The organism is Shewanella sp. T24-MNA-CIBAN-0130, assembly GCF_040310185.1.
In the GTDB taxonomy this organism is placed as follows: domain Bacteria; phylum Pseudomonadota; class Gammaproteobacteria; order Enterobacterales; family Shewanellaceae; genus Shewanella; species Shewanella psychromarinicola.
In genome coordinates this window covers 1-491 of record NZ_JBEOPP010000144.1, presented here as the reverse complement: position 1 = coordinate 491, position 491 = coordinate 1, and the positions used below count along the sequence as shown (strand labels likewise).

Below are 491 nucleotides of genomic sequence, written 5' to 3'. Positions count from 1 at the left end.
TACGTCCTTCATCGCCTCTGACTGCCAAGGCATCCACCGTATACGCTTGGTCACTTAACCATACAACCCAAATGAGTTTCACTTGCGTGAACCTCTGAGTCATATCATGACCAGCTGGTTTTTACTTGTCTCACCTCCGGGTAGGAAGTGGACTCGCCTTAGTTTTTTAGAATATTCAAGACACTTAAACAGTGTGTTGAGAACTCAAGATACTAATGCTTTCGCATCAGTATTATTTTTCGCACTAACGTAATCACACAAACGACAACGAATCGTCATTTATGCGCCTTTAGTTAGTACTATCAGCTTTCCAAATTGTTAAAGAACAACACTAGCCGGCTGGCGGCGCATTTCACTCTACTTCCGAAGAAGTTAACAAGTAATCTGTGTGAACACTCACATGCATCGCTGCACTTTAGGTATTGAGTTAGTCGTATAGGTAAGGAGGTGATCCAGCCCCAGGTTCCCCTAGGGCTACCTTGTTACGACTT

General features: G+C 43.8%; 1 rRNA gene. It reads right to left on the bottom strand.

Annotation, left to right across the window (positions count from 1 at the left end):
- Positions 1-440 precede the first annotated feature (440 nt).
- Positions 441-491: ribosomal RNA gene (locus tag AAEZ02_RS21830) — 16S ribosomal RNA — on the bottom strand; the annotation flags it as partial.